General features: G+C 63.7%; 21 protein-coding genes. 6 read left to right on the top strand and 15 right to left on the bottom strand.

Annotated elements, in window-relative coordinates:
• From G568_RS0105005 to G568_RS0104975, 7 genes are all read right to left on the bottom strand, one after another.
• Window positions 1-439: adenosylhomocysteinase (locus tag G568_RS0105005; RefSeq protein WP_026756998.1), on the bottom strand; the 439-nt coding region annotated here is incomplete at its 3' end.
• A 59-nt stretch (window positions 440-498) separates the two neighbouring features.
• On the bottom strand, window positions 499-1683 hold the full coding sequence (gene metK, locus G568_RS0105000; protein ID WP_026756997.1) for a methionine adenosyltransferase: 1185 nt from the start codon (window positions 1681-1683) through the stop codon (window positions 499-501).
• A 40-nt stretch (window positions 1684-1723) separates the two neighbouring features.
• Entirely contained in the window at window positions 1724-4399 is a 2676-nt protein-coding gene (metH, locus tag G568_RS18305; RefSeq protein ID WP_026756996.1) for a methionine synthase, read from the bottom strand.
• Window positions 4396-5472, bottom strand: coding sequence for a homocysteine S-methyltransferase family protein (locus G568_RS20860; RefSeq protein WP_051202763.1), 1077 nt, complete (start codon window positions 5470-5472; stop codon window positions 4396-4398). The genes metH and G568_RS20860 overlap by 4 nt, the downstream gene beginning before the upstream one ends.
• A 21-nt stretch (window positions 5473-5493) precedes the next feature.
• A complete protein-coding gene (metF, locus tag G568_RS0104985; protein ID WP_026756995.1) occupies window positions 5494-6372 on the bottom strand; it encodes a methylenetetrahydrofolate reductase [NAD(P)H] in 879 nt (292 codons plus the stop codon).
• A 72-nt stretch (window positions 6373-6444) separates the two neighbouring features.
• Window positions 6445-8130, bottom strand: coding sequence for a glycine/sarcosine N-methyltransferase (locus G568_RS0104980; protein WP_211222237.1), 1686 nt, complete (start codon window positions 8128-8130; stop codon window positions 6445-6447).
• Window positions 8131-8557: 427 nt separating this feature from the next.
• Window positions 8558-9775: a hydantoinase/carbamoylase family amidase gene (locus G568_RS0104975; RefSeq protein ID WP_026756993.1), complete on the bottom strand. Its 1218-nt coding sequence runs from the start codon at window positions 9773-9775 to the stop codon at window positions 8558-8560.
• 320 nt (window positions 9776-10095) lie between these two features.
• Here G568_RS0104975 and G568_RS0104965 point away from each other — a divergent pair, with 320 nt between their 5' ends.
• Together G568_RS0104965 and G568_RS0104960 are read left to right on the top strand one after the other, a co-directional pair.
• The gene (locus tag G568_RS0104965; protein WP_026756991.1) at window positions 10096-11151 is read left to right on the top strand and encodes a saccharopine dehydrogenase; all 1056 of its coding nucleotides are present in this window, start codon (window positions 10096-10098) and stop codon (window positions 11149-11151) included.
• 36 nt (window positions 11152-11187) lie between these two features.
• Entirely contained in the window at window positions 11188-12333 is a 1146-nt protein-coding gene (locus G568_RS0104960; protein ID WP_026756990.1) for a saccharopine dehydrogenase family protein, read from the top strand.
• A 474-nt stretch (window positions 12334-12807) separates the two neighbouring features.
• On the opposite strand, the gene G568_RS0104950 is transcribed toward G568_RS0104960, so the two are convergent.
• The 5 genes from G568_RS0104950 to G568_RS0104930 form a co-directional block, all read right to left on the bottom strand.
• Window positions 12808-13077 (bottom strand): hypothetical protein, encoded by a 270-nt coding sequence (locus G568_RS0104950; RefSeq protein WP_026756988.1) that lies wholly within the window; start codon window positions 13075-13077, stop codon window positions 12808-12810.
• Between the two features lie 330 nt (window positions 13078-13407).
• A complete protein-coding gene (locus G568_RS0104945) occupies window positions 13408-13734 on the bottom strand; it encodes a DUF3775 domain-containing protein (protein ID WP_026756987.1) in 327 nt (108 codons plus the stop codon).
• Between the two features lie 66 nt (window positions 13735-13800).
• On the bottom strand, window positions 13801-14535 hold the full coding sequence (locus tag G568_RS0104940) for an SDR family NAD(P)-dependent oxidoreductase (protein WP_026756986.1): 735 nt from the start codon (window positions 14533-14535) through the stop codon (window positions 13801-13803).
• Between the two features lie 40 nt (window positions 14536-14575).
• Entirely contained in the window at window positions 14576-15334 is a 759-nt protein-coding gene (locus G568_RS0104935; RefSeq protein WP_026756985.1) for a DUF1365 domain-containing protein, read from the bottom strand.
• Window positions 15331-16629, bottom strand: coding sequence for an NAD(P)/FAD-dependent oxidoreductase (locus tag G568_RS0104930; protein WP_026756984.1), 1299 nt, complete (start codon window positions 16627-16629; stop codon window positions 15331-15333). Before G568_RS0104930 ends, G568_RS0104935 begins: the two co-directional genes overlap by 4 nt.
• Window positions 16630-16829: 200 nt before the next feature.
• On the opposite strand from G568_RS0104930, the gene G568_RS0104925 reads away from it, so the two are divergent.
• A complete protein-coding gene (locus tag G568_RS0104925; protein WP_051202761.1) occupies window positions 16830-17405 on the top strand; it encodes a sigma-70 family RNA polymerase sigma factor in 576 nt (191 codons plus the stop codon).
• An 8-nt stretch (window positions 17406-17413) separates the two neighbouring features.
• Window positions 17414-18067, top strand: coding sequence for a ChrR family anti-sigma-E factor (locus G568_RS0104920; RefSeq protein ID WP_026756982.1), 654 nt, complete (start codon window positions 17414-17416; stop codon window positions 18065-18067).
• A 20-nt stretch (window positions 18068-18087) separates the two neighbouring features.
• On the opposite strand, the gene mutL is transcribed toward G568_RS0104920, so the two are convergent.
• Together mutL and G568_RS0104910 are read right to left on the bottom strand one after the other, a co-directional pair.
• On the bottom strand, window positions 18088-19944 hold the full coding sequence (gene mutL / locus G568_RS0104915; protein WP_026756981.1) for a DNA mismatch repair endonuclease MutL: 1857 nt from the start codon (window positions 19942-19944) through the stop codon (window positions 18088-18090).
• Between the two features lie 53 nt (window positions 19945-19997).
• A complete protein-coding gene (locus tag G568_RS0104910; RefSeq protein ID WP_026756980.1) occupies window positions 19998-21224 on the bottom strand; it encodes a urate hydroxylase PuuD in 1227 nt (408 codons plus the stop codon).
• Between the two features lie 101 nt (window positions 21225-21325).
• Between G568_RS0104910 and G568_RS18300 the strand changes: the two genes are divergently transcribed.
• Together G568_RS18300 and G568_RS0104900 are read left to right on the top strand one after the other, a co-directional pair.
• Window positions 21326-22294 carry a LysR family transcriptional regulator gene (locus G568_RS18300; RefSeq protein WP_051202759.1) on the top strand — a complete coding sequence of 323 codons (969 nt, stop codon included), beginning with the start codon at window positions 21326-21328 and terminating at the stop codon, window positions 22292-22294.
• On the top strand, window positions 22291-22668 hold the full coding sequence (locus tag G568_RS0104900) for a rhodanese-like domain-containing protein (protein ID WP_026756979.1): 378 nt from the start codon (window positions 22291-22293) through the stop codon (window positions 22666-22668). Before G568_RS18300 ends, G568_RS0104900 begins: the two co-directional genes overlap by 4 nt.
• 8 nt (window positions 22669-22676) lie before the next feature.
• Here the strand turns inward: G568_RS0104900 and G568_RS0104895 are convergent, their stop codons facing one another.
• On the bottom strand, window positions 22677-23588 hold the full coding sequence (locus G568_RS0104895) for a DMT family transporter (protein WP_026756978.1): 912 nt from the start codon (window positions 23586-23588) through the stop codon (window positions 22677-22679).
• Window positions 23589-23649 lie beyond the last annotated feature (61 nt).

Here is a 23649-nt window from a genome sequence, read left to right as displayed (position 1 = left end):
CGCCCTCTTCGACGCGCGCGCCAAGAAGCACGTACATCGTCGCATCGCCGCCATCGTCGAGGATCATGTTCGCCGTGCCCTCGGAAAACTGGAAAATCCGGTCGCAGTAATCCCAGTATTCCTCAAGCGTCTCGCCCTTCACCGCGAACACGGGCGTGCCGCCCTCGGCGATCGCCGCCGCAGCGTGGTCCTGCGTCGAGAAGATGTTGCACGACGCCCAGCGAACATCCGCCCCGAGCGCAACAAGCGTCTCGATCAGAACGGCCGTCTGGATCGTCATGTGCAGGCTACCCGCAATCCGCGCGCCCTTCAGCGGCTGCGCGCCTGCAAACTCCTCCCGAAGCGCCATCAAACCTGGCATCTCCGTCTCAGCAATCGCCAACTCCTTGCGACCATAAGCCGATAGTGAAAGATCCTTGATTATGTAATCCGTGGTCATTTGTTCCGGTTTGTTCATTGTATCGTTCCTTTATCTTTTTTGATCCCGCGCGCGGGGCATCACTCGGCGGCTTGGGTGGCACCAAAGGTACGGGCCAACTCATCGGCCAGATCGGTACGCTCCCAGGAGAAACCGCCATCATCGGTGGCGTCACGGCCAAAGTGGCCATAGGCCGCGGTGCGGGTGTAGATCGGGCGCAGCAGGTCCAGGTGCTCGCGGATGCCGCGCGGCGTCAGGCGAACCATCTCGCGCAGGGTGCGCGCCAGCTTGTCTTCGTCCACACGTCCGGTGCCCAGCGTATTGACGTAGACGGCAACCGGCTCGGGGACACCAATGGCATAGGCCAACTGGATCTGGCACTTGTCGGCAAGCCCTGCGGCCACGACGTTCTTGGCCAGGTAGCGGGACGCATAAGCCGCTGAGCGGTCAACCTTGGTCGGGTCCTTGCCCGAAAACGCGCCGCCGCCATGCGGGGCCGCGCCGCCGTAGGTGTCGACGATGATCTTGCGCCCCGTAAGGCCCGCGTCGCCATCGGGGCCGCCGATGATGAACTGCCCGGTGGGATTCACGATCAGGCGGTCATCGGGCAGGCTCCAGCCATCGGGGAAAGCGCCCTCGATATAGGGTTTGACCATTTCGCGCACTTCGTCCTGGCTCACGCCCTCGGCGTGCTGGGTCGAGACGACGACAGTGTCCACGCCAACCGGCTTGCCGTTTTGATACTTCAGCGTGACCTGGCTCTTGGCGTCGGGGCCAAAGCCGGGCTGCTTGCCCGATTTCCGATCCTCGGCCATGTGGCGCAGGATGCGGTGCGAGAACTGGATCGGGGCCGGCATCAGCTCGTCGGTCTCGTTGCAGGCATAGCCGAACATGATGCCCTGGTCGCCGGCACCCTCTTCGCCCTTGTCGCCCTCATCGACGCCCATGGCGATGTCCGACGATTGCGCGTGCAGGCGGCAGACGACCTCGGCGGTTTTCCAAGAAAACCCGGGCTGATCATAGCCGATGTCCTTGATCGCGTCGCGTGCGATCTGCTCGACATCCTTGAGCACGCTGTCGGGGCCGCGCACCTCGCCGGCGATGGTGACGTGATCGGTGGTTGTCAGCGTCTCGCAGGCAACGCGCGCCTGCGGATCGGCGGCCAGGTACGCATCCAGAACCGCGTCGGAAATCCGGTCACACACCTTGTCGGGGTGCCCTTCGGACACCGATTCGCTGGTAAACAGCCAGGTCTTGTCGCTCATCTCGTTCCTCTCCTTCGATATTGAGTTGCGCCTGCGTTGATCAGGCGATCTTGCGGGGCTCACCCTCGTCGTCGCGATTGCGCGACGGGGTATAACCCAGGCTGGGAGCCAGCCATTTTTCCATCTCCGCAAGGCCCATTCCCTTGCGATCCGCATAGTCGGCCACCTGATCGGGGCCCAAACGCCCGATCCCGAAATAACTGGCCTCGGGGTGCGCGAAGTAGAACCCCGATACCGCCGCCGCAGGCCACATCGCAAAGGAATCCGTCAGGCTGATGCCGGTGTGACGTTCGGCATCCAGCAGCTCAAACAGCTTGGCCTTTTCGGTGTGGTCGGGGCAGGCCGGGTAGCCCGGCGCTGGCCGGATACCGCGGTAATTCTCGGCGATCAGGTCATCGTTCTCCATCGCCTCGCCCGGCGCATAGCCCCACAAGGAGCGGCGCACGCGGGCATGGAGCGCCTCGGCAAATGCCTCGGCCAGCCGGTCGCCCAGGGCCTGCACCATGATCGCGTCATAGTCGTTGCCCTCGGCCTTGAACTTGTCGGCAAGCGCGTGCACTTCGTCGCCCGTCGTGACGGCGAAACCGCCGATCCAGTCCGGCGTTCCCTTGGGCGCGACGAAATCGGCCAAGCTCATATGTGGCTTGTCACCGCTCTTGCGGCCTTGCTGGCGCAGTTGCGGCAGGCGTTGCGCCACGTCGCGGCGCGTCTCGTCCGTCCAGACCAGCACATCATCGCCCTCAGAGTTCGCCGGCCACAAGCCCACGACACCGCGCGGGGTGAACCACCCCTCGTTCACGATCTTGTCCAGCATCGCCTGCGCGTTTTCATATAGCTCGCGCGCCGCAGGCCCCTTGTCCGGGTGATCCAGGATGTCGGGGAAACGGCCTTTCATCTCCCACGTGCTAAAGAACGGCGTCCAGTCGATGTACTCGCGCAGCGTCTCAAGCGGCATGTCGTCGATCACGCTCAGGCCCGGCGATTGCGGCGCGGGCGGGGTGTAGTCATTCCAGCCGCCGTCGAACGCGTTGGCGCGTGCCGCTTCGATCGCGGTTGTCGCCCTGTCGCCGGTTTTCGATGCCCCGGCACGCATGGTTTCCTGCTCCTGCGCGATCTCGGCCAGGTAGGCAGGACGTGCCGTTTTCGACAGAAGCTTGGACACCACGCCAACCGCCTTGGAGGCATCATCGACGTGGATCACGCCGTTGTCGTATTCCGTCGCCACCTTCAGCGCCGTGTGCTTTTTCGAGGTGGTCGCGCCGCCAATCATCAGCGGCAGGTCCATTCCCTGCCGCGTCATTTCGCCGGCGACCTCGACCATCCGGTCCAGCGACGGCGTGATCAGTCCCGACAGCCCGACGATATCGGCTTTTTCCTCTTTGGCTTTTGCCAGGATATCCTCGGTCGGGACCATGACGCCCAGATCGACAACGTCGTAGTTGTTACACTGCAGCACGACGCCTACGATGTTCTTGCCGATGTCATGCACATCGCCCTTGACGGTCGCCATCAGCACCTTGCCCTTGGCCGACGTATCGCCCGAGCGGCGCTTTTCCTCCTCCATGTAAGGGAGCAGATGACCAACGGCGGTTTTCATCACGCGGGCGGATTTGACGACCTGCGGAAGGAACATCTTGCCATCGCCGAACAGATCGCCAACCACGTTCATGCCGTCCATCAACGGCCCTTCGATCACATCCAGCGGCTTATCAAGTTTCTGGCGCGCCTCTTCGGTGTCAGAGATCACATGCTCGGTGATGCCATGCACCAGGGAATGGGTCAGCCGCTCTTCGACGGTGCCTTCGCGCCATTTCGGGTCTTCGGTCTTGGAGGCCTCGCCGGTGCCCTTGTACTTGTCGGCGATCTCGAGCAGGCGATCAGTCGCGTCGTCGCGCCGGTTCAGCAGCACATCCTCGACATGCTCGCGCAGCTCGTCTGGGATATCGTCATAGACGGTGATCTGCCCCGCATTGACGATCGCCATGTCCAAGCCCAGCGGGATCGCGTGATACAGGAATGCCGAGTGCATCGCCTCGCGCACAGCGTTGTTGCCGCGGAACGAGAACGACACGTTCGACAACCCGCCCGAGACATGCGTGTGCGGCATTGCCTCCTTGATCATGCGGGTCGCGTCGAAAAAAGCGTTGGCGTAGTCGTTATGCGCCTCGATGCCCGTTGCGACCGCGAAAATGTTGGGATCAAAGATGATATCCCACGGATCAAAGCCGGCCTTTTCGGTCAACAGGTCATAGGACCGCTTGCAAATCTCGAACTTGTGCTGCGCGGTTTCGGCCTGCCCACCCTCGTCAAAGGCCATGACGACCACCGCCGCGCCATAGCGGCGGATGGTGCGCGCCTGTTCAAGGAACGGCTCTTCGCCTTCCTTGAGCGAGATGGAATTGACCACCGAGCGGCCCTGCACACATTTCAGGCCCGCTTCTATCACCTCGAACTTGGAGCTGTCGATCATCACCGGCACGCGGCTGATGTCGGGCTCCGACGCGATCAGGTTCAGGAACCGTGTCATCGCCTCGGCGCTGTCCAGCAGACCCTCGTCCATGTTGACGTCGATGATCTGTGCGCCGTTCTCGACCTGGCTGCGCGCCACGTCCAGCGCCGTGTCATAATCGCCGTCCATGATCAGCTTCTTGAACTTGGCCGATCCGGTGACGTTCGTGCGTTCGCCGATATTGATGAAATTGGCTACCGAGGTCATACAGCGCCCTCCTTGATCGCCCCGGCATCGACGCCGGGGGCTTCGAACATCTCAAGACCGCTCAGACGCATCCGCGCGACCTTTTCAGGAACCACGCGCGGCGCCTTGCCGGCGACCGCCTCCGCGATGGCGCGAATGTGGTCCGGCGTCGTCCCGCAGCAGCCGCCAACAATGTTGACAAGCCCCGCATCGGCCCATTCGCCCAGATGCGCCGCAGTTTCCTCTGGCGTCTCGTCATAGCCGCCCATCTCGTTGGGCAGGCCAGCGTTGGGGTAGGCGCTGATGCGGGTATCGGCAACCTCGGAAAGGGTGCGCACGTGCTGCCGCATCTCGCCCGCGCCAAGCGCGCAGTTGAGGCCCACCGAAAATGGCCGCGCATGCGCGACGGAGGTCCAGAATGCCTCGGGCGTCTGCCCCGTCAGGGTGCGGCCGGAGCGGTCGGTGATGGTGCCCGAAATCATCAACGGCGGCACCTCGACCCCCTCGTCGCGCAGGGATTCAATGGCATAGATCGCGGCCTTGGCATTCAATGTGTCAAAGATCGTCTCGATCAGGATCAGGTCACACCCCCCCTTGATCAGGCCCTCGGTCGCTTCGCGGTAAGCTCCGGCCATCGTGTCAAACGTCACGGCGCGGTAGCCCGGATCGTTGACATCGGGACTGATCGAACAGGTCTGGTTCGTCGGCCCGATCCCCCCGGCCACCCAGCGGGGCCGATCAGGGGTCGCCGCGGCCTCGGCCGCCTCGCGGGCGAGGCGCACGCTTTCGACGTTCATCTCTTCGACCAGGCCTTCCATGGCATAGTCGGCCTGGCTGATGGCGTTGGCGCCAAACGTGTTGGTGCACAGGATATCCGCCCCGGCCTCCAGGAAATCGCCATGAATGCGGCGGATCATGTCGGGTTGCGTCAAGCTGAGCAGCTCGTTGTTGCCGCCGACATCGCAGGAGTGCTCGGCAAACCGGTCCCCGCGATACGTCGCCTCGTTCGGCTTTTCCTGCTGGATCATGGTGCCCATGGCCCCGTCCATCACCAGTATCCGCTCGGCGGCGTGTTTCCTGATATCTGCTGTCATCGTCTTTTCCGTCCTCTCAGATCAGGCGGCGCATTCCGTTACGGCGCGCACCGGCAGGCCCAGTGCCCGGCATATCGCCAAGGATACGTCGGGCTTGTTCAGGGTATATATATGAAACGCGTCGACGCCAGCGGCCATAAGTCGCTGGCACTGCTGAGTGGCAACGCTGGTAGCGACCATTGCGCGCATCTCGGGCGTATCATCCAGGCCTGCGAACATCTCTTCCATCCAATCCGGGATCGAGGCGCCGCAGCCCTGCGAGAACCTCTTGAGGCTAGCGAAATTGGCAACCGGCATGATGCCCGGCACGATCGGCGCCGTGATCCCCGCGTCGCGGGCCCGGTCGATGAAACGCAGGACCGTATCGGTATCAAACGCATATTGCGTGATCGCGCGGCTCGCCCCAGCATCCAGCTTGCGCTTGAGGTGATCCAGATCACTTTGCGCGCTGGCGGCCTCGGGGTGCACCTCGGGATAGGCGGCGACGGAGATGTCGAAATCGGCCACGTTGCGCAGCCCCGCCACCAGCTCGGCCGCATCGTGATAGCCGTCTTCGGCCAGGCTTTCGCCTTCGGGGAGGTCGCCGCGTAGGGCAACAATCTTGCGGATGCCGCTTGCCCACAACTCTTTCGCCTGCTCATCGATCTGCGCGCGGCTGGCGCCGACGCAGGTCAGATGATGCGCGACAGGCAAGCCGGTGCGGCCCCCCACCATGTCCACCACCTTGGCGGTGCGGTCACGGGTGCTGCCCCCGGCCCCGTAGGTAACCGAGAAATATTCGGGGGCGGCGGCCTCGAGATGATCCACCGTTCGCGCAAGCGTCTTTAGGCCTGCCTCGGTCTTGGGCGGGAACAGCTCGAACGATACTGCAATCTGGTGATCGGGGGTTTGCCCGGTCATCGATGTCACTCCGTTGTTGGGAAACCGGTGGCGAGCCGGGCGCGGCCGATATGGCCGCCCCGGTGCCATTGCTTACGCAGGCTTGCGGAACTGCTGGATGCCCCAGGCGAGATGCCCGGCATCGGCCGCCTTGACCCAGTTCTCAAGCCCGACCGCCATCTTGTCGAGGTACTCGGCAGAGCTGCCGTTCTCGCGCAAGCGGTCGTAGTTTGCCAACAGCTCTTCGCGGACGCGGGCGTAGTGGCTGCGCAACTGCGCGGTCATCTCGTCCTGCTCGACCGTTTCAAAGCCAAGCGTGTCGGCCACTTCACGGTAAAACCGCATCGACCCAAGGCTATTGAGTTGCAGGCGGTCATACACGGGCTGCAAGACACCCGGCGCCACATCGTCGGCCTGCATGGGATCGGTAAAGATCAGATGCCCGCCGGGTTTGAGCACGCGGAACGCCTCGGCCATCACCTTGTCGCGCTGATCCGAGTGCAGGAATGCGTCCTGGCTCCAGACCACGTCAAAGCTATCGTCGTCGGCGGGCACGTCCTCGAACACGCCGTGCCGCACGCCAATCCGATCGGTCAGCTTGGCCGCGCGGATCTTGCCGAGGTTATATTCGTTCTGGGTCTCGGAAATGTTCAGGCACACCGCCTCGCAGCCGGTCTTGCGCACCAGCGTGCGCATCGCGCCGCCATAACCCGCGCCCATGTCCAGTACACGAGAGGTCTCGGTCAGCTTGGGCAGCTTTTCGATCATCGCCTCGATCGTGCGATCGCTGGCGGTGCGGATGTCGCTGGTTTCGTCATAAAGACCGATATGCAGATCCTCGCCGCCCCAAATGGTGGAGTAGAACGTATCGGCGTCGTCGCTATCGTAGTAATCCTCGGTGATGTCGCGAATATCCGTTTCGCCATCAGCCTTGGTGCCACCCCAGCGAACCAGGTGCAGCGCCGATTTTTCCGCCACGTGGATGAAGAAATCCGGCTCGTCCTCGGCATAGGTTTCCTGGAAATCGCCATAGGTGCGCACGCGCTCGAACCCAGCCTCGCCCAGCAGGCGGCGGACATAGTTCTTGCGAATTGGGCACATGTTCAGTGTGAAGGACTCACCATCGGGGAAGGTATAGCGCATCCGGCACAGACCTTCGTCAACGTGATCGGGCTCTGCGGTAACCTGGTCGCCGCAATAGTAATACTTGTGCTTTGTCGAAAAGCCCTGATCCAACATCGCGTCGTAGTTGCGCTGATCCAGGATCAGGATACCGTCATGCTTGAGCGCGGCATAGAATTCGGCCAATGCCCGGCGGCGATCGGATTCCTCGTAGAGGTGAGTGAACGAATTACCCAGGCAGATAATCGCGTCATACTTGCCGTTGATGTCCCGGTTGAGCCAGCGCCAATCGGCCTGCGCCGTCTTGAGGATCAGGCCCCGCGCCTGGCCATTGTGGAACGCCTTGGCCACCATCGCGGCAGAGCCATCGGCGGCTGTCACGTCGAACCCCGCCTCGGTCAGGCGCACCGAATGAAACCCGGTGCCGCACGCCACGTCCAGCACACGTTCCTTGCCGCGGGCGCGCAGAATGTCGATAAAGAACTGGCCCTCGCTTTCGGCGCGACCGCGCCAGTCGATCAACTCGTCCCACTTGTCCACGAAGGACGTGACATACTCCTTGCGATAGTGATCCGTCTCCCGATCGGCCAGCGGGTCTTCTCCGTATACCTGATCGGTCAGCGTCAATTCCGCGTTCTCGGCTTGATAGTCTGTCATGCGTCTCATCGCTCCATTTCTGCTGACACTCCGGCGGCGCACCCGCCGGGTCATCATCCGACCCGCCCGCATCCCTTGGGGGGTGCATTCCGGCCGGCCCTAGAATTTGTTCTTTGTGGCGGCCCGCCTGTTTTGGCGGCCTTGGGGCGCTTTCCGGTTTGCCCGGCACGTTTTCAGCGGCATGTTTATTAATTTGCTTGTCGAAGCTTATTTCGCCGCAAAGCTCCCCTGCTGCTATCGTTTCGCATACTAAAGGCGGCGTTTCAAGCTCTGTAAGCGACACTCCGCAAAGAGCTTCCATTCGCACAACAAACTATCTTTGCGCATTGCCTTTGATGCGCATTGCAGCAATTTGAGTAAACCTGGCGAGGCCGAACTCGCCTTCGGAACGCTCCGAACGGCCGATGACCGAGACGAGAGAACCCCCTTAGCCGCCACCACGAAGGCGCGAAACGGCCTCTGCCAACACCTTCAGGCCGGTCGCGAGGTCGGCCTCGTCAGTGTCCTCTTCAAAGGCGTGAGAGATCCCGTCGATGGACGGCACGAACAGCATCGCCGCAGGCATCAGGGCGGCCACGTTGCTGGCGTCATGCAGCGCCCCCGACGGCATGCTGCGCCAGCGATCCGGCGCAACATCCTGCGCGGCGGCGCGCAATGCCGCCTGCTGGTCCTTGTCCATCGCCACCGGCTCCAGCCCCAGCATCGGACCATAGCTCAATTCCATCGCCATATCGCCGGCCACCTCGGTTGCGGTATCGCGAATGATCGCCTCCATCCGCGCCAGCCGATCGGCGTCCATGTCACGCCATTGCATGGAAAACACGCATTTCCCCGGCACGATGGAGTGGGCGCCGGGCTGCACGTCGACATGCCCGATGGTCCAGACGGTTTCAGGCGTCACGACGTTGCGGAACCGATCATTCAGGCGCGTGTTGAACTCCGACAGCGCCTGAAAGGCATCCCGCCTGCGGTGCATGGGCGTGGTGCCGGCGTGGTTTTGCTGCCCTTTGAGCGTGATTCGCATGTCGCGAATACCCACGATGCCGGTGACGACACCCGCCGCTTCCCCCGCCTCATATAGCCATGGCCCCTGTTCGATATGACACTCGATGAACCCATCGAATCGGTCGGGCGCGACAAACCCCTCGGCCAGATGCGCCATCGCGCTGCGGGCCTCGGCAAAGGTGATGCCATCACGATCGGTCAGCGTATCCGCTTGTTCCAACGACAGGTTCCCGGCCCAGATGGAGCTTCCCGTGGTCACGCCAAAGCGCCCCTCCTCATCCTGGAAGCTGACCACCGACACCGCCGGGCCATCCGCCTCGCGCGCGCTGCGGGCGATCTCAAGCGCCATCATCACGCCCAACGCCCCGTCCAGCCATCCACCCTCGGGCTGGCTGTCGCTGTGCGAGCCGAGCAGAAGACTCTTTTCGCCCGCATCCAGCGGCGCCAGCCCCCACAGGTTGCCCACCGGATCGAAATGCGGCGTTAGCCCGGCCAGCCTCATTCGCTCGGCCAGCCACTTGCGCGCCTCGATATCCGCGGGCGAATAGGCGGGGCGCACAACGCCCTTGCCCACGCCGGCGGCGCCAAACTCCCGCAGCTTGTGCAGCTCCGCCAGAAATCTGTCTGTATTCACGTGCATGCCGGTCCCCCCTTGCCTTTACGGCGATCCAACACCGGCGCGCGGGCATTGTCCATGCCCCGGCGCGCCATCGTAAAATCCGCGCACGGTCAGGTCTTTGAGGTTCCGCGCAATGCTCTGGACCGGTGTTGACGTGTTGCGGACGTTGGATTCTGCGCCCTGCGCGAAATAGCGCCCGAAGGGCGCCGCGCATCGCCGCACCGCGGCCCGCCGATGCGCGCCTTCTCAACGTCCACAACGGCCCATCTCGCCATTGGCCAACTTGTGTCAGGCGGAGGACCCTAGTATGCCGCGCGAGACTAGCGAGGGAAGATCACGACATGACACATCTGTGGGTGCGTGCAGAACAGCGCGCCAACGAAGAGCGGGTCGGCCTGACCCCCGAGGGAACGGCCGCGCTGATCGCTGCGGGCATCCGCGTGACGGTGGAAGAAAGCAACATGCGCGCCATCGGCATCGACGGCTATCGCAAGGCCGGGGCGGAAATCGCGCCGCAAGGGACGTGGCCCGACGCGCCGCGCGATGCGATCATCTTCGGGCTCAAGGAACTGCCCGAAGACGGCACGCCCCTGCCGCACCGGCACATCATGTTCGGCCACGCCTTCAAGGGACAGCCCGCGGGCCTACGCCTGCTGGAGCGGTTCAAGGCGGGCGGCGGTACGCTGCTGGATCTGGAATACCTCGTCGATGATAACGACCGGCGCGTCGCCGCCTTTGGCTATTGGGCCGGGTTCGCCGGGGCGGCTGTATCGCTCAAATGCTGGGCGGCGCAACAACATGACAACGCCTGCGGCCCCGTCGCGGTCTATCCCGGGCGCGATGCCCTTCTGGCGGCATTGCGCAACGAGATGGATGCAACGGGCGCACCGCGTCCGCGTGCCATTGTCATTGGCGCGCTTGGCCGTGTTGGCACCGGCGCCGCCGACCTGTGCGAAGCCTTGGGCGTATCTGTGACCAAATGGGACATCGCCGAAACCGCCAGCGGCGGGCCGTTTCCCGAGATCCTGCAGCACGAGATCTTCCTCAACTGCATCCTTGCGCGCCCCGGCACGCCGGTATTCGTGCCCGCCGACGCAACACAGGCCCCGCGCGCCCTGTCGGTCATCGGCGATATCGCGTGCGACCCCGACAGCGACTTTTCCCCGATCAAGGTCTATGACCGGACGACAACCTGGGACCAGCCCGCGCTGCGCGTGCATGACGATCCGGTGCTGGACGTGACGGCGATAGACAACCTGCCCTCGATGCTGCCGGTCGAAAGCTCTCAGGACTACGCGGAACAGCTATTGCCATCACTGCTGTCGTTGACGGCACCCGAAAGCGGCGTCTGGCGCAGGGCCGAGGCAACATTCCAGGATCACATTGCGCGGCTCTGACGGGGCCGGCACAGACACAGCGACAAGGAGGATAAGATGACAATTCACTGGTGCGGCACAGGGCTTTCAGCCATCCCCGGCCTGCGGCGACTGCTTGAGGAAGCGCGCGACATCACCGTCTGGAACCGCAGCGTGGACAAGGCCCGCGATGCGGTTGGCGATCTGACGGACCGGATCAAACCGTTCGACATCGCCGCACTCGACAGCGCCCTGACCGAGGGCGATGTGGTGGTGTCGATGCTGCCGGGCGACTGGCATGTTCCGCTGGCCGAGCTGTGCCTTGCGAAGGGTGCGCATTTCGTATCGTCATCGTACATCGCGCCTGAGATGCGCGCGCTGGACGGCGCCGCCCGCGAAAAGGGGCTGACTTTCGTCAACGAAGTGGGCCTCGATCCCGGCATCGACCACCTGATGGCGCATCGCCTTGTCTCCGACTATCGCGCCTCGGACGCATATGATCCCTCCAACGAGGTATCCTTCATCTCTTATTGCGGCGGCGTGCCCAAGCACCCAAACCCGTTCCGCTACAAGTTCAGCTGGTCGCCACTGGGCGTGCTCAAGGCGCTGCGCTCGCCCTCCAGGTCGATCCGCGAGTTCGAGGAACTGCGCGTTGATCGCCCCTGGAACGCAATCAGCACCTACACCGCCCCCCTGCCCACGCCCGAGGATTTCGAGGTCTACCCCAACCGCGATTCCCTGCCGTTCATGGAGGAATACAATTTCGGGCCGGATTGGCCGGTACGCCAGTTCGTGCGCGGCACCCTGCGCCTGAACGGCTGGACCGATGCATGGTCCGATATCTTTCGCGAGATCGAAACTCTGGAAGGGGACGCGGGCGAGGCACGACTCAAGGAAATGTCCGACCAGTTCTGGCGCGACAACGCCTATGACGAGGGCGAGCCGGACCGCGTCGTGCTGTGCGTTGACCTAAAAGCCGACAAGGACGGCAAGACCGTCTGGCACAAGACCTACGTGATGGATGCATGGGGCGACGAAGGCAGCACCGCGATGGCGCGGCTTGTGTCGATCACCGTCTCAATGGCCGTCAATTCCGTGCTGAAGGGCGAACTGCCCGCTGGGGTCATCGCGGCGCCCTCCGATCCCAAGCTTGTGGAGCGGTGGATGCAGGAAATCGACAGCCAGGCGCAGCACTTGCAGATCGTAGATCACCTGCACGGCTGACCCAGACGCGACCCGGCGCATGAAAAGGGCCCGCCGGCGTGGCGGGCCTTTTGCACCGGATCAGGCTGGCACGGTAAGTAGCGGCGTGTGGCCTTGAGCGGCGGTTGGGCGACCCGGTTGAGAAGCCGCGCGGTGCCGACCGCCGGGTGGGCGCAGCAACGCTTGTGTTACGCACTTTATGCCAGCCAAATACCCCTGCATTTTCAGCAGCTTGATACGCTGCAAAAGCGCCCGCCCGAGGGGGCGGTCGGGCGCTGCGCGGCGGCGCGCAAGCGCGCCTCTATTCCGCGCGGGGCGCTACACTGAACACCCGCATAGTCCCGCAACACCCACATCCGGAAAACAATGCGCCCCGAGAATTCCCTCGGGGGCCTGGCGCCCCTGAGGCCTCAAGGTCGCTATGACCACGAAATAGAAAACGCCCGCCGGTGTGGCGGGCGTTCTCTTGCGCTTTTGATCCCCGAGGGGTGAGGCTTAGCGCGGGGTCTCCTGGGTCATGCCCGTACCCGTTTCGGCGCTGTAGACGCTCACCCGTTCCCCCACGTTGACCTGGTCACGCGGCGTGAAGATCTTGTCGGCATCCACCGAGCGCGAGCTCAGCACCGTGTCGGAGAAATGCGCGGCGTCGATCTGGACGTTGTCACGTGGCGTCAGGGTGCTTGCCGCGCCCGAATGGGGCGTCATGGCGGCAGCTGCGGTGCTCAGTCCAAGAGCGGCGGTCAGTGCGATAAGTGCGGTTTTCATGGTCTATCCTTTCGTTAGGTTGCTTCAGGATCATTCCTGATCTGCAACCAACATGCGCCCTGGAATCGGCTGTTTCAAAACACGTCCGATCACCTGCCCGTGCGCGGATGAGAGCGTGTGAAGACAAGCCCCGCGCTGCGCGGTGCAGCTCCCCGAAATTTCCATGAAAATAAGGCCATGCAACCGGATCAATATGAAACATCACTCACGGATCACGGCCGCGTTTGCCCAAGGTTACCGAATTCGTGATCGCGCTGGCGCCGCCGCCACGGGACGCGCCCGCCCTTCAAGGCGCACCTGCGCACAGGCCCCGCCGCAAATCCGCGCGAGTCACCCCCCGCGGATCAAATGGTCCTCTTCCTCGGACGCCGAAAGGCCAAGCGCCTCAAGACCGTTTTCCAGGTGATCCGACATGTGCGGCGATCCAAGCAGGTAGTCTGCCGTCGGCGTCGTCGCCTCGGCCGCTGCGGTTTCCAACGCCTCGTTCAACTCGTCCGGCTCAAAGCTGCCGCGGCCAATCCACATAAGCGCAACAAGCGATATCTGTTCCTCTTCGGTCAGACGATCCACGAACGCCCTCAATTCGCTTTCGGCGCGGTCGAGCTCGCGCGCCATGAGGATGATGTTGGCAACTTTGGTAACGCTGATATCAAGCATAGGGGGTCCTCCCGGGGTCAATGTTCCTCCGGTTGGTGGCTTATGACAAGGGCGGCGTCCTTGATCCTACGCAAAAAGGCGAAAATACACGCTGTCGGGCAAGAACCGGGACATGCGGAACAGCAGCGAGAACAACGTTGGAAAGCTGCGTGCGAATCGATTTGGGGTGCACATCAGCTCGAAAACCTCGCGCGCGGCGTGATCTGGCTCCATCAGGAAGGGCATGTGAAAATCGTTCTTGTCCGTAAGGCGCGTGCGGATAAAGCCGGGATTGGCAAGCTGCACCTGCACCGGCGTGCGGTGCAGATCAGCGCGCAATGTCTCGGCCAGTGACATGATGCCCGCCTTGGACGCACCATAGCCCACGGCGCCCGGCAATCCGCGGAACCCCGCAAGGCTTCCGGTCAGCACGATATGCCCGGCCCCGCGCGCGACCATGTCCGGCACGACCCGCCCCAACACGCGCATCGCGCCGGTCAGGTTCACGTCCGTCATCGCCGCGCCCGCATCGACCTCCCATTTGCCCGCCGTCATGGGCGTGTAGACACCGGCCAGATACACCACCCCATCCACCGGCCCCACGGCGCGCACGGCCTCGGCGACGTCCTGATCATCGCGCACATCCATCGGCTGAACCGTGGTTGGGCCCGGCAAGGCACCCGCCAGCTCATGCAGCTTACCGGCGTTGCGCGCCGACAAGATCACATGCGCGCCCGCACGGCTCAGGTGCCCGGCAAGCGCCGCGCCAAGCCCCTCGCTCGCGCCAATCAGCCAATACCGCTGTCCTCGCCAATCGATCATTTATCCTCCGCTCGCCTCTGCAGGCCAACGCGCGGGCGTGTCACCGCGACACCTCGTCCACCGGGGGCACGGGTCGCGGCCTATAGCGCGCGCCCTTCCACCACAGCCTGAGCGCCTGCCAATGGATCAACGCCAGAACCCTGCGCGATCCGAACGGCCGCCGCAGGATCGCCCCAAGCAGCCCCAGGGTGCTCAGCCGCCTGCGGGGGCCGACCAGAGTTGCGATGACGCCGCCGTTGCCGCCGGTGAAATCGATCCAGATGCCGATCCGATCGGGCCGGATGTCAAAGCGAAACTCGTAGCGACCCTCGACCGGCTGGAACGGCGAGACATGCAGCACCTTGCGCGCGCGCAGCCTGTCATGCGCCGTGATCGCGACCAGATCATCGCGGTGGCACAGGTAGCAATGGCGATCGCCGAAGGTGTTCGTCACCTCCGCTATGACCACCCGCAACCCGCCGCCACCATCGCGGCAGAGCCAGAACGACACCGGGTTGAACACATGCCCCAAAACCCGGGGCTGCGTCAGCAGCTCGATCCGGTCGTCGCCCGGCAAGCCATGCGCCTCCAGCACATCGCGCACCCAGTCCACGCCGCGCCCTTGCCGGAGCGGCCCACCATTGTCGCTGTCCCACAGCGATACAACATTGCCCCGGTTTCGGGAAAACAAGGCAGGTGCCGTCGGGGTTGGCGCGTCCGGTTCCAGCAGGACATAGTCCACCCCATAGCGGAACGCGTTTTCAACCGCGCCCTTGCGACCGTGCCATGTATGGCCAGCGATATGGTCGATCCTGCTCATTCGGCGGCAATCTCCAACGCCCCGGCGCGGCGGATGGCCTGCGCCACCTCGACGGCGCTCGACAGGCCATCCTCGTGGAACCCGTTGCCCATCCATGCCCCGCAAAACCACGTGTTGCCCGCGCCGTTCTGCGCGCGAATCCGCCCCTGGGCCGCCAGCGCATCCAAATCGTATACCGGGTGGCGCAGCGTGACCTGATCATAAATCAGATCCTCCCGAATGGGCCGCGTGCTATTGAGTGTCACGAAATGCGGATCATCCTGCGGGATCGGCTGTAGCGAATTCATCCAGTAGGTCAAATCGATCCGGTCGCTGCTTTTGCCTGCGGTTTCGGTATAGTTCCAAGACGACCAGACCGCGCACCGTTTGGGCATGATGCTGTCATCGGCATGCAGAACGATATCGTTGGGCTGATAGGCAATCGCGCCCAGATTGGCGCGCTCTTGCATCGTTGCGTCCGACAGCAGCGCAAGGGACACGTCGGAATGGGTTGCAAAGACGACCTCATCGAACCTTTCCCATTCGCCGCCCCGCGCCCGCACCTCGACACCCGAGGGAGTGCGCCGCACGCCGCTCACGGCACACCCAAGGCGCATAACCACGCCCTGCGCGCGCATCGCATCGCCCAAGCGGCGCACATATTCCAGCGATCCCCCCTGAACCGTGTACCATTGATGCTGCCCCGTGTGGCTCAGAAGGGCATGATTGTCGAAAAACCGGATCATCGCATGGGCCGGGAAATCCATGATTTTTTCCACCGGCGTGGACCATATCGCGCCGGACAATGGCAACAGGTAGTAATCGCGGAACCAATCGCCGGTGCCCAGCCGTTCAAGGAATTGCGCCAACGTGAGGCTACGATCCTGCGACACGCGCAGCGCATCGGCGTTGAACCGAAGTATATCCCGCAGCATCCGCAGGAAACGCGGATTGACCGCGTTGCGCTTTTGGGCGAACACCGCCGCCAGATCGGCCAACCCGTACTCAAAATCCCCGCCGCGCAAAGACGCCCCGAAGCTCATGTTGGATTTCACCACTGGCACATCCAGACGGCCAAACAGCTCGGCCATGTGGGGATAATTGGCATAGTTGAACACGATGAACCCGGTGTCGACCGGTTGATCGCGGTTCTTGCCCGCGACGATCGTCCGCGCATGGCCGCCCAGGCGGGGCTCTGCCTCGAACAGGGTAACGTTGTGATCACCCGATAACAGGTGCGCAGCGCCCATGCCGGAAATCCCCGCGCCGATTACCGCAACCTTGCCGTGCACCCTTGGGGCAGCTTCGAATGGCATGTATCATGCTCCGTCTTTTCAATGTCGTTGGCATGTTTACGCCGCGCGGCAGAAACCGGATGACAAAAACTTGCCATTCGTGTGATCCGAAGCGACCGGCGCGCCGTAAGTTGGGTATGTTGGCCGGATCGGATACCTTGATAGACGCAAAAGCCCCTTCGCCGGCACGGCATCGCCGTGCTACGCAAGGGGGTAGTGAAATGTCCGTGAACAAGGCCCAGCCGGTGACGATAGAAACCAAGACCTACGCCCAGGATTGGGTCGCTCATATCGAACGCATACGCGAGACCGGCGATACCCGCGCCTTCGCCGAGCTGTTCCAGCACTTCGCCCCCCGGATCAAAGGGTTCCTGATCCGCTCCGGCGCGAATGAGACACTGGCCGAGGAATGCACGCAGGAGGTCATGGCGACCATCTGGCAAAAATCACACCTGTTCGATCCGACGCGCGCATCGGTGGCGACCTGGGTGTTCACGATTGCCCGGAACCGCAAGATCGACGCGCTCCGAAAACAGCGCCGGCCCGAGCCCGAGGATCTGACCTGGGGCCCCGAGGCCGAGCCGGATCAAGAGGACGCGCTTAGCCTGCAACAGGAATGCGCACAACTGAGCCAAGCCATCGCCGCCCTGCCCGAAAAGCAGAGAAAACTGATTGAAAAGGCATACTTAGGTGAACTGTCCCACAGTGAAATCGCCGAAGAAACCGGTCTTCCCCTTGGCACGATCAAATCCCGCATCAGATTGGCGCTGGATCGACTGCGCCACGCAATGAAATGAATACCTCAATGACCGACATCAAACACCACCTGACCGATGCCTTGCTGATGGCGTACTCTGCCGGCACCCTGCCCGAGGCTTTCAACCTCACCATCGCGGCGCACCTGTCGATGTGCGACGACTGCCGCGCCCGCTTGGGGGCCTTTGATACCGTTGGCGGTTCCGTGCTGGAGCAGTGCAACCGCGCACCGATGGATCAAGGCAGCCTTGAGGCGACGATGGCCCGGATCATGTCCGCCCCCACGCAGGCCGAGGACGGCAAGCCGAAACCCGGGGCCGCATCCGACCTGCCCGCACCGTTGGTCGACTACGTTGGCGGTAGCCTCGAATCGGTGAAGTGGCGCCCCGTCGGCATGGGCGTGAAGCAGGCAATCCTACCCACCTCGCGCGAGGCGACGGCGCGGCTTTTGTTCATCCCCGCCGGCGCCGCCGTGCCCGACCACGGGCATCGGGGGACCGAGCTGACGCTGGTACTGCGCGGGGCGTTTCAGGATGAAACCGATCATTTCGGACCCGGCGATATCGAGGTGGCGAACGAAGACCTGCATCACACCCCCGTGGCCGACATCGGGGCGGATTGCATATGTCTGGCGGCAACCGATGCACCGCTGCGTTTTCGCGGCCTCATCCCGCGTATCGCGCAGCCATTCCTGCGGATTTGACGGGCGGGGAGCGTGGCCGCTCAGGTCCGCCCGAACAGCCGCTCTATATCGGATAGCTTTAGCTCGACATATGTCGGGCGGCCATGGTTGCACTGCCCCGAATGGGGGGTGGCCTCCATTTCGCGCAGGAGGGCATTCATCTCTTCCGCGCGCATGCGGCGTCCTGACCGGATCGACCCGTGGCATGCGACGCGGCTCAGGATGGCCTCGAGTCGGGATTGCACCGACAGGCTCTCGCCCTCGTCCGTCAACTCGTCCACGATATCCAGAACCATGGCGCGTGCATCTACTTGGCCCAGCAACGCAGGCGTTTCCCGCACCGCGACCGCGCCGCCGCCGAACGGCTCGATCACCAGCCCGAGGCGCGCTAGGTCGTCCGCGCGCTCAAGCAGGCGGGCGCTGTCGCCCTCGGACATCTCGACGATCTCGGGGATCAGCAACGCTTGTGCCGCGACGCCGTTTTCCGCCAGTTGCCGCTTGAGTTTCTCGTAAACCAGCCGCTCATGCGCTGCGTGCTGGTCCACGATGACCATGCCGTCCTCTGTCTGGGCGACGATGTAGTTCTCATGCACCTGCGCACGCGCCGCACCTAGTGGCAAGCGCTCGGACACCCCTTCGCCGGTATCGTCGTCCATCACTGCGGGCGCGCCGGAAACCGGCTCGACCCGGGCGCTGTATCCGGCGCCGAGGTCGGCAAACCCAGGGACCTGCGCCTGATAGGCGGCCGCGCGTGCGCCGGGCGAGGGGGTGCTCATTTGGTAGGGTCGCGCGGCATTTTCGCTCTGCTCGGGGCGGAACGCACCCAGCGTCGCGCTGGCCACGGTCGAGGACGCGCGATGCCCCGCCTCGGCCAGCGCGTGACGCAGCGCCGATACAATCAGGCCGCGCGCCAGCCCCGGATCGCGGAATCGCACCTCGGATTTGGCGGGGTGCACATTGACGTCGACCAACTGCGGGTCGCAATCGAGAAACAGCGCCGCCACCGGGTGCCGGTCACGGCTGAGGAAATCGTGGTAGGCGCCGCGCAACGCACCGACCAAAAGTTTGTCGCGCACGGGGCGGCCGTTGACGAACAGAAACTGCGCCACCGCCGAGCCCCGCGAATAGGTCGGCAACGCGGCATACCCCGTCAGGTGCAACCCCTCGCGCTGCGCGTCGATGGGAAGGGCGTTCTGCGCGAACTCCGCCCCCAGAACCCGAGAAAGCCGCCCGTGCAGGGCGTCGAACATGTCGCCGGTTTCCGCATCCGCGCGAAAGCTGACGCGCCCTTCGCCGCCGCCGGACACGTCCCGTAGGACAAAGCTGATGAACGGCTCGGCCATGGCCAGCCGTTTGACCACGTCCGAGATCGCCTGCGTTTCGGCCCGGTCGCTGCGCAGGAATTTCAGGCGCGCGGGCGTCGCGTGGAACAAATCGCGCAGCTCGACGACCGTTCCGGTATTGAGCGCCGCAGGCGCAACGCTGCCCACTTGGCCGCCGCTGACGGAAATGCGTGCTCCGTCATAGCCCTGTGCGCGGCTGGTAATGGTCAACCGCCCAACCGCGCCGAGGCTCGGCAATGCCTCGCCGCGAAACCCGAAGGTGTGAATATCAAGAAGGTTTTCACCGTCGATCTTGGACGTGGCATGGCGCGACAGCGCCAAGGGCAGCTGATCGGGCTCAATGCCGCAGCCATCATCGACCACACGGATCAGGCTCTTGCCGCCTTCGGCAATCGCCACGTCGATCCGCCGCGCGCCCGCGTCGATGGCGTTTTCCAACAGCTCCTTGACCGCCGAGGCGGGGCGCTCGACCACCTCGCCGGCGGCGATGCGATTGATCGCCGCATCGTCAAGTTGCCGGATGTTAGGGCGGATATTGGGGGCGTGCGTATTCATGCCACAAAACCTAGCATGTCACCCGCGATTCTGCCACAGGGTTTGCGCGGCGTTCAGCCCCCGGTGGCAGAGTTATACCACGCGATGATCGCCTCGCGCTCTTCCCCTTCCATCCATGACAGATTCGCCGGCGGCATCGCGTGGCTCAGGCCCGCCTGAAGGTATATCGCGCGCGCCTGCCCGGCGATACGCGCCGGCGTGTCCAGGTGTACCCCCTTGGGCGCCCAGTGCAGGCCGGGCCAGCCCGGCTCGGCCGTGTGACACATGGAGCAGCGGCCAAGCACGATGTTCTGCACCTCGTCGAACCCTTCGGCGCTGGCAAACTGCGTGGCGGCGCCATTCATCGCCTCGCTCTCGGGGTCGGCACCATGCATCGGCGCGGTGCTCAGCCACATGATCGCGGCAAAGATCAGCGCGCTCAGACCCCAAGTCCACCACGGCCGCCCCTTGCGGGCATGCATAGAGTTGAAGAAATGCCGGATCGTCACCCCCATCAGGAACACCAGGCTGGCAATGATCCAGTTGTTGTCCGTCGCAAAGGACAGCGGGTAGTGATTGGACAGCATCAGGAAGATAACCGGCAGCGTCAGGTAGTTGTTGTGTGTGCTGCGCAGCTTGGCGATGCGGCCATATTCCGGGTCGGGCCGCCGCCCGGCAATCAGGTCGGCAACGACCACCTTCTGGTTGGGGATGATTACCAGGAACACGTTGGCCGTCATGATCGTGGCCGTCACGGCCCCGACATGCAGTAACGCCGCCCGCCCCGTGAACACTTGTGCGTACCCAAAGGATATGGCCACGAGGACCACGAAGAGCACCACCATCAGAAACGTCGCGTTGGTCTTGAGCGGCGATTTGCACAGCGCGTCGTAAATCAGCCACCCCACCGCCAAAGACGCTGCCGAGATGCCAATCGCCACCGGCACAGAGATATCCATGACCGCGGGGTCGATCAGGTAAAACTCGGCGCCCCAGTAGTACACCACCGCCAACAGGGCGACACCCGACAGCCATGTGGCGTAGCTTTCCCATTTGAACCAGGTCAGATCCCCCGGCATGTTATCCGGCGCGACCATGTATTTCTGGATGTGGTAAAACCCGCCGCCGTGCACCTGCCATTCCTCGCCATCGGCGCCCGAAGGCAGGGTGCGATCACGGTGCAGGCCGAGATCCAGCGCGATAAAGTAGAACGAAGAGCCGATCCATGCGATCGCAGTGATCACATGCAGCCAACGTATGGCAAATTCCAGCCACGCGCCCAGTGTCACCACGTCCAGCATCGCACTCTCCCTCGCTCGGTTCCTGCCTGACAGGCTATCGCAGGCACAACTTGTCTGTTAATCCTGCAAATCATGAGAACAGTTTCAAGAATTGCCTGAAAGTGGCCTATATCAACAATATCCGCATGTTCGTGCGCGTGCACGATCTGGGCAGCATGAGCGCCGCCGCCCGCGATCAGCGCACCTCGCCCGCCGTTGCCTCGGCCCGGATTGCGGAGCTTGAGAAGTATCTGGGCGTGCGCCTGTTCAACCGCACGACCCGCGCCCTTAGCCCCACAGAGCACGGGCGGCGGTTTTATAATGGGGCCTGCCGGGTGCTGGAGGCAATCGAAGACGCCGAATCCGACGTCATGGAAACCAGCCGCACGCCGCGCGGCACGGTCTTTGTCGCGGCGCCGTTGGGGTTGGGCAGGCGGATCATCGCGCCCGCCATTCCCGCCTTTCGCACCGACTGGCCCGAGGTTGATATACGTCTGCGCCTGTCGGACCGCGCGATCGACCTGACGGGCGAGGGCCTGGACATGGCGTTTCGTCTTGGGCCGCTGGACGACAGCGATTTGAAGGTGCGGGTCATCGCCGATTGCCCACGTGTCCTGTGTGCCGCGCCTGCGTACCTAGAGCGGCGGGGCATCCCGCGCGACGGTGCCGATCTGCTGGCACAGGGGCATGATTGCCTGATGCTGCGGTTTCCCGGCGCACGCGAATTCCGCTGGCCCTTGCGAACACCGGACGGGCCGCGCCCGTTCGAGGTGTCTGGCCCCCTGGAGTCCGACGATGGCGAGGTTTTGACAAACTGGGCGCTTGAGGGGGCTGGCATTGTGATGAAACCCCTGTTCGAAGTGGCGCCGCACCTGGCCAGCGGCGCATTGGTCGAGGTTGCCCGCGACACGCCGCCGGTATCCGTGCCCCTGGCCTGCCTGTCGCCCAGCCGCCGGCATCGCGACCTGAAGGTCAGATTGCTAAGCGATTTCATGGCCACCCGGTGCAAAGAGGCATTGGCAAACCTACATGCGATGCACCGCCCCGGCCCCGCGCCGGAAAACACCCAACCGCAGGAGACCCCTTTATGAAGACCGAAACAGTCGAAAACGCCGTTCTGGAAACATGGACAGTGGAAGAGGTGGCAGACGCCTTCGACAGGGACGACATCGTGCTGATCGATGTGCGCACGCCGCAAGAGTACATGTTCGAGCATATCGAGGGTGCGCTTTTGATGCCGATGTCGTTCTTCAGGGCGGACAAGCTGCCGGGCCAATCCGACAAGCGGATTGTTTTCCATTGCGGCTCTGGTGTGCGGTCCGAGCGCGTCGCGCGCGCCGCCATCGCCGCCGGGTTTGACCGGGTGTCGCATATGGGCGGCGGAATGGCGGCGTGGAAAGAGCGCAAGCAGCCCTATATCGGCACCAACATGGCCACCGGCGCGCCGCAGGCCGTCACTGCCTGAGCGCCTTGTCAGGCAGCCGCGGCACGGCGGCGGGCGCGGGCCTGCCGCCTGTCGGTATAGATCAGGTAAATCGCCAGCGCGGCCACCACCACCGCGCCGCCCAACACCATCGCGGGCGTGGGCGACTCGTCGGTGCCCATCCAGACCCATAGCGGGCCAAGGATCGTCTCAAGCAGCAACAGCAGGCTGACGTTCGAGGCGTGCGTGAACCGCGATGCCAGCGACAGCGTCATGAAGGAGACGGGCAGGATCACCAAGCCCGTCACCGCGATGGCCAGAACACCGCCATCGGTCATCACCCCGGGGCCGGTCAGGACCACCCCCATCATCCCGGCCAAAAGCGCCCCGCACCCGATGCTGAGCAAGATCGGCACGGTGGGCCTTGCCCGGATCACCACGAAGTTGAGCGCAAGCGACGCCGCAACCGACAACCCCGCCAGCGCACCCCATAGCGTATCGAGGCGCAGCGCGGGCGCCCCCGCCCCGTGATTGCCGCCGAACACGGCCACGCCGATCCCTGCAAGAACCACCGCGATGGTGAGCCATGTCGACGGGTGCGTTGCCTCGCCGATCACGAGGCGCGCGAAAATAGCGGCGAATACCGGCACCGTCGCCACCCCGAACAGCACCACCGAGACCGGCGCGGTGGCGATGCCAAAGCTGAACAGCGTCGCGTTGAAAAACTGGCACACCACGATCGTCAGCCCCGCGCCCGACGCAAACGCCTGCAGATCGGCGCGGCGGCTTCCGCCACGCATGACCGCCCAATAGGCCAGCAGGACACAGCCCATCAAACTCCCGCGCCAGCCCAGCATCTGGAACCCGTCCATGTCCGACCAACGCATCAGCAACGTGTCCGGCGTCAGCACCAGCGCACCGAACAGCGCAAGGAATATCCCGAACATGGGGTGGCGTTGCATGGTCTCTCCTGTGGGGCGGGTGTGCTACCGCGTGGTGATAGCCGCAATTCCGCGCGGATCC

The sequence above is a fragment of the Sediminimonas qiaohouensis DSM 21189 genome, from assembly GCF_000423645.1.
GTDB lineage: Bacteria > Pseudomonadota > Alphaproteobacteria > Rhodobacterales > Rhodobacteraceae > Sediminimonas > Sediminimonas qiaohouensis.
This window is presented reverse-complemented; position numbering and strand designations above follow the sequence as displayed.